This is a genomic window from Kordia sp. (genome assembly GCF_045105435.1).
In the GTDB taxonomy this organism is placed as follows: Bacteria; Bacteroidota; Bacteroidia; order Flavobacteriales; family Flavobacteriaceae; genus Kordia.
The window spans coordinates 34,989-42,313 of the sequence record NZ_JBGCDL010000096.1 but is presented as its reverse complement, the minus strand read 5'-3'; the positions used below and the strand labels follow the sequence as shown (position 1 = coordinate 42,313).

Annotated in this window: 6 protein-coding genes; 5 read left to right on the top strand and 1 reads right to left on the bottom strand. The window is 30.8% G+C overall.

Translation table 11 applies throughout. The annotated features are described in order from the left end of the window. The first annotated feature begins 15 nt into the window (after positions 1-15). From bglX to AB8B65_RS04575, 4 genes are all read left to right on the top strand, one after another. Positions 16-2,217, top strand: a complete 2,202-nt coding sequence (gene bglX, locus AB8B65_RS04590; RefSeq protein ID WP_405299681.1) for a beta-glucosidase BglX — start codon at positions 16-18, stop codon at positions 2,215-2,217. A 55-nt stretch (positions 2,218-2,272) separates the two neighbouring features. Next, positions 2,273-3,652 (top strand): sugar porter family MFS transporter, encoded by a 1,380-nt coding sequence (locus AB8B65_RS04585; RefSeq protein ID WP_405299679.1) that lies wholly within the window; start codon positions 2,273-2,275, stop codon positions 3,650-3,652. Between the two features lie 142 nt (positions 3,653-3,794). Further along, positions 3,795-4,313 carry an RteC domain-containing protein gene (locus AB8B65_RS04580; protein ID WP_405299678.1) on the top strand — a complete coding sequence of 173 codons (519 nt, stop codon included), beginning with the start codon at positions 3,795-3,797 and terminating at the stop codon, positions 4,311-4,313. 135 nt (positions 4,314-4,448) lie between these two features. Continuing rightward, the gene (locus tag AB8B65_RS04575; RefSeq protein WP_405299677.1) at positions 4,449-4,646 is read left to right on the top strand and encodes a hypothetical protein; all 198 of its coding nucleotides are present in this window, start codon (positions 4,449-4,451) and stop codon (positions 4,644-4,646) included. Between the two features lie 402 nt (positions 4,647-5,048). Here AB8B65_RS04575 and AB8B65_RS04570 read toward each other — a convergent pair whose 3' ends face one another. Beyond that, on the bottom strand, positions 5,049-5,189 hold the full coding sequence (locus AB8B65_RS04570) for a hypothetical protein (RefSeq protein ID WP_405299676.1): 141 nt from the start codon (positions 5,187-5,189) through the stop codon (positions 5,049-5,051). Between the two features lie 273 nt (positions 5,190-5,462). On the opposite strand from AB8B65_RS04570, the gene AB8B65_RS04565 reads away from it, so the two are divergent. Then, positions 5,463-7,274, top strand: a complete 1,812-nt coding sequence (locus AB8B65_RS04565; protein WP_405299675.1) for a hypothetical protein — start codon at positions 5,463-5,465, stop codon at positions 7,272-7,274. The last annotated feature ends 51 nt before the right edge of the window (positions 7,275-7,325 follow it).

Sequence of the window (7,325 nt, the reverse complement as noted above, 5' to 3'; positions counted from 1 at the left end):
AATGAAACGAACCATATAGCTGGTAAATATTCAAAACAAGCCAATATTGAAGTTAAAGTTGATTCTTTAATGCAATTAATGACTATCGAAGAAAAGATAGGTCAGATGAATCAATATAATGGTTTTTGGGATGTAACTGGTCCAGCACCTAAATCTGGTGATGCTTCTAAAAAATACGAGCACTTAAAAAAAGGTTATGTTGGTTCAATGCTTAATGTAACAGGTGCAGAAGAAGTAAAAGCTGTTCAAAAAATTGCTGTTGAAGAAACCAGATTAGGTATTCCGTTAATTATTGGTTTCGATGTTATTCATGGTTATAAAACAATAAGTCCTATTCCTTTAGCAGAAGCTGCAAGTTGGGATTTAGAAGCCATAAAAACATCTGCACAAGTTGCTGCTAAAGAAGCAGCTGCTGCAGGAATTAATTGGACGTTTGCGCCAATGGTAGATATTTCTAGAGATGCACGTTGGGGACGCGTTATGGAAGGAGCAGGAGAAGATCCATATCTAGGAAGTAAAATTGCTACAGCAAGAGTTAATGGTTTTCAAGGAGATAATTTAAATTCAAAACAAACTATTGCTGCTTGCGCAAAACATTGGGCAGGTTACGGTTTTGCCGAAGCTGGTAAAGAATATAATACGGTGGACATTAGCGCTTCAACATTAAATAACATTGTTTTTCCGCCATTTAAAGCAGCTAATGATGCTGGTGTAAAAACTTTCATGAATTCCTTTAACCAATTAAATGGTGTTCCTGCAACTGGAAATACTTTCTTACAACGTGAGATTCTCAAAGAAAAATGGGGATTTACAGGTTTTGTAGTTTCAGATTGGGCTTCAATTATAGAAATGACCACTCATGGATATGCGAAAAATAAAAAGCATGCTGCCGAATTAGCTATTAAAGCTGGTTCAGATATGGACATGGAATCTTATGCCTACGTTGATGAATTAGCAAATTTAGTTAAAGATGGTATTGTTGATGAAGCACTTATTGATGATGCTGTAAAGCGCATTTTAACAGTAAAATTTGAACTTGGTTTATTTGACAATCCTTACAAATACTGCAACAAACAAAATGAAAAACAAGTTACAGGAAGTAAAGAGATTCAGGATGCTGTTTTAGATATGGCAATAAAATCGATTGTGCTTCTTAAAAACGAAAATAACATATTACCACTAAAAAAAGAAGGTCAAAAAATCGCGCTCATTGGCGCTTTGGCTTCTGATAAAACAAGTCCATTAGGAAATTGGAGATTGGCAGCAGAAGATAATACAGCAGTTTCGGTTTTAGAAGGCATGCAAACCTACACAAGAAACACATTAAATTACGCAAAAGGAGCAGATGTTAACACAGGTGAATCAGTATTTACTATCGAGTTAGCTATTAATACTAAGGATAAAAGTGAATTTCCACAAGCTATAAAAACTGCTAAAGGTGCAGATGTTGTGGTTATGGTTTTAGGAGAACATGGATTTCAGAGTGGAGAAGGACGTAGTAGAACAAATCTAGGTTTACCAGGTGTACAACAAGAACTTTTAGAGGCTGTTTTTAAGGTAAATAAAAATATAGTGTTAGTGCTTAATAATGGACGTCCTTTAGCTATTCCTTGGGCAGAAAAACATATTCCAGGAATTGTAGAAGCATGGCAATTAGGTACGCAAAGCGGAAATGCAGTTGCTCAAGTTTTGTATGGCGATTATAATCCAAGTGGAAAATTACCTATGACGTTTCCTAGAAGTGTTGGTCAAATACCAATATATTATAATTACAAAAGCACAGGCAGACCTAATAATTCTGGATTAGTATTTTGGTCGCATTATACAGATGAAAGTAATAAACCGCTTTACCCATTTGGTCATGGATTAAGCTATACTACATTTTCATATAATAATTTTTCGGTTAATAAAGTAACTAAAGACTCTTTTAAAGCATCTGTAGTTGTTAAAAACACAGGAAACGTTACAGGCAAAGAAGTTGTGCAACTCTACATTAGAGACTTAGTAGGAAGTATTACAAGACCTGTAAAAGAATTAAAAGGATTTGAATTGGTTTCTTTAGAACCAAATCAAGAGGTAACAGTAAGTTTCAATCTTACAAAAGATGAACTTGGTTTTTTTAACAATAAAGGCGATTTTATTGTAGAATCAGGTGATTTTAAAGCGTTTGTAGGAGGTAGTTCGGAAACAATTTTGGAAGCAGATTTTAAAATTTAATATTACTATTAGTCATCACTTGCACTAATGAATTCAACTAACAAACTAAAGAATTATGAATAAAAAAACATACTTATTACTAATAACAATTATTTCCGCTTTAGGAGGTCTTTTATTCGGTTACGATACTGGAGTTATTAATGGCGCACAATTTTACTTTAGCAAGTACTTTGAATTAAGTGACGCGTTAAAAGGTTGGGTAGTAGGAAGTGCTCTTTTAGGGTGTTTTATTGGAGCTATAATGGCAGGGAAATTAAGTATTAAAATAGGAAGAAAAAGATCTTTAATTATAGCCGCAATTCTTTTTGCAATTTTTGCATTTGGATCAGGTTTACCAAGCATTTTTCCAGAAACTGTAACGACATTGGTTATATTTAGAATCATTGGTGGTTTGGGTATAGGAATTGCATCTATGAATGCGCCTATGTACATCGCTGAGATTGCACCAAGCTCTATAAGAGGTAAAATGGTAACATATTATCAACTTGCTATAGTTATTGGTTTTTTTAGTGTGTTTTTAGTCACTTATTTTATTGGTAATAATCTAACGCAAGCTGAGAATATTGAATTTGGGTGGAGACGTATGTTTTGGTCAGAGCTAATACCAAGTACATTATTTTTAGTGTTATTATTTTTTGTTCCAAAAAGCCCAAGATGGTTGTGTTTAAAAGGAGAAAATGAAGAAGCTATTGCTGTATTAAATAAACTTCAAGATGAAGAAAGCGCACAAGCTGACTATAAAGAAATACAAGCGTCATTGCATAATGAAAACGAAACAGACACTAAAGTTAATTATTTCTCAAAACTAATTTTAGGGATCATTATTATAGGAACTACAATTTCTGTTTTGCAACAATTTACAGGAATTAACGCTGTCCTTTATTATGGAGCAGATATCTTTGAAAAAGCTTTAGGTTTTGGTCAAGAAGATGTCTTATTGCAACAAATTCTTTTGGCATTTATAAATATTGTATTCACTTTTGTTGCAATGTTTACTGTAGATAAATTTGGAAGAAAACCATTAATATATATTGGATGTACAGGAATGATTATTGGTTTTTTACTATTAGGTGTAACCTTGCAGCAACAAAATGTAGGTGTCCTATCTTTATTAGGTATCTTAATTTTTATAGCTTCATTTTCACTATCAATGGGTCCAGTTGTTTGGGTTTTATTATCTGAGATGTTTCCTAATAAAATTAGAAGTGTTGCCATGTCAATTGCAGTAGCTGCACAATGGGCAGCAAATTATGTGGTTTCACAATCATTTCCAATGGTAGTAGGTAGTGAGACTAATAAAAATGCGTTTTGGAATGGTTCTTTACCGTACTTTATTTTCATTTTGTTTATAGTAATAATTATTATTGTCACCTATAAGTTAGTCCCAGAAACAAAAGGCAAAAGTCTTGAAGAATTAGAAAGTATTTGGGTATAAATTTAATTTAAAAACTCTAAAGATAATTAGAACTTTAAACTGTTCACAAGAATTATATGATGCGTAATTAATAATTGTTTTGACTTATTACAGTTACTTTTTGTTAGAATTCTAACACTTCTTAAGTTCCAAACAATTTAGTATGACTGTAGATAAATTATTAGTACAATTAGATAATAGACTAGAGTTATTAGATAAGGAGTCCAATCATATTTTAGAAAAAACTGAAATTGGTATAGAATTAAGCAAAACCTTTTTAAAGAAAGCACATACAAAAGTGTTGCAAAATGGTTTTGAAAATACTGAAGAAGAGATTACTTTTTTTAAGCATTATAAGCCTAAAATATTTAGTAAACTTATTTATTATCAAAAGCTATTCAATATAGAGAGTAAAAGGCCACGTTCTAGTAATAAGTCTCAAATAAAATACTTCAATAATCATATAGATAGACTTCAGAATTATTTTAATGATAATTTAGAATTTTATCATTACTATCGTCGTGGAGCATCAATATTAGATGAATATTACTTTGTTAGAGGAAAGGCAGATATTAGATTATTTCCCGATACTTTTTCATTTTTTATTGATGATGAATTTTCTACAAGTCATGATAGTACTGTAGCTTACAATAAAATTGAAGATTCCGTTTTTGGTCATTAATTCCGTTACAACCAAAAACGTCATTAAAATATTGATAACACTATCGTGTTGTCAACATTTTAACAACGCATCATCATCACCATCATCTAATTATTAACTACGTTTTAAGTATAAATAAAGCATACATAAAGTATTATGAAACAAAAAAGAGCTTGTATATACCCAAAAGATATTCAACGCATCACAGGACGAAGTGAGAGGTATGGACGGAAGCTTTTAAATGATATTAAAAACTACTTTGATAAAGAACCATACCAATTTATTACAGTTAAAGACTTTGCAGAATATAGCGGTATAGATGAAGAAATTATCAATAATTATTTGATTGATTAATCATAAAATTTGATGCTTTTTGTTTGGGTTTAATGAAGTTTAAATTGTAAATTTGTATCAAGACGTTCAGATAAATATTACTATTTCAATCTAATTAATAGGTCAACAATTCGGTTCACACTGTTTTAGTCTATTCCTTAAAGTATTGATTTTACTATATAGTGGCGGTTTAGTTTTCATCCTGCCAACCCGACAAATGAAAAGTCTTGCTTTATGCAGGACTTTTTTTGTATGTATATATTGAGCTCGCTCAAAAATATATGGATAGAACCAACGGTTTTACATTTGTACTAGTAGATGTTTTTTTTCTTTACTAAATAACTTGTTAGTGAACTTTTATAAGCTTCACATTTTGTAAATACTTTTAATGGTAGATTTTCATTTGCTTTGTTGTGCTTTGACTTATGCTTCTTTGCTTCCATGTACTTTTAAAAATAATGCTCTTGATACAATCGGCTTGTGTTTTCCATCTACAATTTGGTGGTCCAATAAACTATGTGAAATCAAACCACAATGCACTACATTACGAAATACATCTGTCATCGTTGACGATATATCTTTAGTCCATACGTTTTTAATCGTTTAGCAATTTCGGCATTTGATACGATTTTATTGACTGTCTTAAAACGTTGAATATTTTACTATAATATGCGTTTAAAATTTATTTCATACTATACTTTGTAGTTCGGTTCACAAAGGTTTTTCTTATTTTAATTTAGGTTTTTCTTATAAAAATAAATAAATAAATATGTTAATAAAATTGTAAATTGCGTTGTGTAATATTTATGTGTTTACTAATTAAAATACTTTTACTTTATGCTTTTTAGCGCTCAAGATAGTATGATTGTTTTTTCAAAAGTTTCTTATTTTTTATTTCTTATTTTTATGTGTTTTATTTCTGTGTTTCCTGTATCCGCTCAGGAAACAGAAAATTCTATAGTCGAAGATAGAATGCTTAAAGATTTATATAAGTACAATAATAATGATGATGCTGAAGAAGCTCACATTAATCATCATAGAGTACTTAAAGAAGCGATACAATTCCCCAGTTTAATAGTCGAACTAAACAGCTATATGATGTTAGCTAAGGATCATGCTACGGGTGATTTAGGAGAAAGAAAGTTTGATAGTATGATACATTATTTAGACAGGTTTGAGTCCAAAATAGTATTGTTTGATGCTGACGAATTACAGAGGAAAAATATTTTAGATATGGTAATAAAGTATTATACCTTAAAAGGTTTTCTTTTGGGGAATTACTTTGGATTGAATCAACCATCCTTAGAATCCCATCTTAAAGCAGAAACCTATTTTTCTAAAACTAAAAACATTGACCTTAAAATAAGACATGCGTTCCTACTTACTCGAATATATAATGCAGAAGGAAAATATGATAAGTCTATTAAACTTCTTGACCAGCGCTTGAAAGATACCATACACATGAGAGCAAATACTCAAAGACAATTTTATTTATATATTGCTTTAGCCTATCAACATAAAAAAATGCCAGAGCAAAGTTTTTACTACAATAGTAAAGCTTTAGCACTTGCTAAAAAAGAGAAGTTAAAACATTTAGTTTTTTTTATTAAAAACAGGATAGCCTATGATTATTTTCTTTTTGGAGATTATCAAAAAGCGATTGATTCCGCATTAGTAGTTCGAGAATATTATACAACGGCTCCCAAAAGGCGTATTCTTGGATTGAATAATACCGCAAGAAATCTAAGTGATTTTTATTATGCTATTGGTAATATAGACAAAGCAATAGAGTACTCTAAATCGCAATTGAATTTGATTAACTCTTCAATCACAAGGAAGATTGTATTGACGAAACTTGCCAAATATGCGTTGAAAAAAAATGATTATAAATCTGCCATGGAATATTATAGAAAAAAGGATAATATAACGGATAGTGTTCGTGTTGTAGAAAAAGATTTATTGATTAAATATAATGCTTCTAATATGAAGCTTATACGGCAACAACATATCAATGAAAATATACGCTTTGAAAACCAATTATTGGAAAAAAATAACGAACAACAAAAGCTGTATATTATAATGATCAGTAGTGTACTGTTAATTTTATTACTCCTTTTAGGCGGATTTTTTCTTTATAAAAAGTATAAACAAAGTAAAAAAGTTGTCAGTGTCCTTAAGGCCAATGAAAAAGAATTGCTACAGGAACAGATTCGATTGCGCGATAATGAATTAGACGCTTCTGCCATTGCTATGGCTCAAAAAGTAGAAGTGCTAAATACTATAAAAAAAGAGTTAGAGTCCATAAAGGATGAGAATCCTAAACTTGCGAAGGTTAATAAAACTGTTAGAAGCCTTATCCGATCTTCATCAGATATCTCATTGGTAACCGATAGAATTGAATCTCAATATCCTACATTAACTATAGAACTCAAAAATAAGCACCCAGAACTTTCTACTACAGAAATTAGATACTGTTTGCTTACTAAATTGAATTTGTCACTTAAAGAAACAGCTGCTATGCTAAATGTTACTCCAAATACGGTAAAAGTAACAAGGAGCAGACTGAAAAAGAAAATGAGTATTTATCAAGATGTGTCGCTAAAGGAATATTTGGATACAATTTATATCAATACAGCTACATCTGCGTAGCTCCTAAATTGGGCGTACTATATTACAATTAAAAACCGTCTTCTCTATTAA

Excerpts from the sequence above, each read along its gene's own strand:
- AB8B65_RS04585 (WP_405299679.1), top strand. The coding sequence starts at position 2,273 with ATGAATAAAAAAACATACTTATTACTAATAACAATTATTTCCGCTTTA.
- AB8B65_RS04580 (WP_405299678.1), top strand. The coding sequence starts at position 3,795 with ATGACTGTAGATAAATTATTAGTACAATTAGATAATAGACTAGAGTTA.
- AB8B65_RS04575 (WP_405299677.1), top strand. The coding sequence starts at position 4,449 with ATGAAACAAAAAAGAGCTTGTATATACCCAAAAGATATTCAACGCATC.
- AB8B65_RS04570 (WP_405299676.1), bottom strand. The coding sequence starts at position 5,189 with ATGACAGATGTATTTCGTAATGTAGTGCATTGTGGTTTGATTTCACAT.
- AB8B65_RS04565 (WP_405299675.1), top strand. The coding sequence starts at position 5,463 with ATGCTTTTTAGCGCTCAAGATAGTATGATTGTTTTTTCAAAAGTTTCT.